At 25.5% G+C, this 1,204-nt stretch carries 1 protein-coding gene; it reads right to left on the bottom strand.

What is annotated here, in order from left to right; all coding sequences use genetic code 11:
• Nucleotides 1-201: 201 nt before the first annotated feature.
• The gene (locus FHR24_RS15550; protein ID WP_167191139.1) at nt 202-1,188 is read right to left on the bottom strand and encodes a DUF2971 domain-containing protein; all 987 of its coding nucleotides are present in this window, start codon (nt 1,186-1,188) and stop codon (nt 202-204) included.
• Nucleotides 1,189-1,204: the final 16 nt, after the last annotated feature.

The following is a 1,204-nucleotide window of genomic DNA, read 5'->3' as shown; positions in this document are numbered from 1 at the left end:
TAACGTATTTTGCTATGGTTAGTGCGGGTTTGAAAATCGATAGATTTTCGGGAACGCACTAGCCGAAGCTTTTTGTTTGGTTTTGTTTCTTTTTTTGTCACTAAGCCAAATCAACAAGATTTGGCGACCTAGTAAATATAGACAAAACTTTGGGAAAGAACTAAACCCGCATTAACTATGAGCAGGTGTTAGGCAATGTTATTATACCCTGTAAGGTATTTTAGATTTAATTATTTTAATATTTTCATACCCTATTTTTTTTAATAAAATTTCAATTCCAATTTTATTGGTTTCAAAGTCTAGAGAAGGCCCTATAATAATTTCTTTCAGAGGAAATTTCTCGTCAAGTTCAGAATGTTTTTCATAATTTGGATTTGTTTTTATAAGTTCTGAATTTTCTAAATATTTAGATTTTAGTTTAATAAATGGTGTTATTAATGAATTAGAGGTTTTAAAAAATATTTCATTTTCAGATTTTAAATTCATTGTTTCATCCATTCTGTATTCAAGTCGAAATTCTTTTTCTTCACTAAAAGTTGAATGTTTAAATGAAAGTAGTGTACCTTCTAGTATTTCTATAATTGTATGTCCAACTAAATGATTATAATTATGTTGATGAAAGTCTATACTATTTTTTACTTCATTAAAATATGAAATAATTAAGGTTATAAATTCACTAATAATTCCAGTTTGATATTCTTCATTATAAGTAATGTTTAAAGGTGAAACGTACTGTGCAATAGACTCATCTATGTTTATACTTTTAAATCCTAGAGCAACCCCTTTTCCTTGATTGGCATATGCTCTCCATTGACTTAAGAGATCACCATTTTTTGAAAAGCAAGTTACATATTTATCATTTTCATATATGCGATTAATATTTGTTTTAATAAAGTCAAAAATTTCTTTATTTTCTTTTTTAATTTCAATGGATTCAATTATTTTCAGAAGTAATTCAATGCCATGATTATATTCTTTTTTATCATTTAGAAACTTGATATTTGTACAATATAATTGTTGATTTTCTAAAATTGAAACTAAACCATTTAAATCTGTATAATGATATATAATTTCAGAAGTATTTAATTTACGTGACAAATTTTCATAGGAATAAACATTTTGCATTATATATGTTCCTAAATTATATTTTAGTTCAGCCCAAATGGAATCGGTTAATTTTTTTTTCATTTAATATTGCCTAACG

The sequence above is a fragment of the Wenyingzhuangia heitensis genome, from assembly GCF_011762155.1.
GTDB lineage: Bacteria > Bacteroidota > Bacteroidia > Flavobacteriales > Flavobacteriaceae > Wenyingzhuangia > Wenyingzhuangia heitensis.
This window is presented reverse-complemented; position numbering and strand designations above follow the sequence as displayed.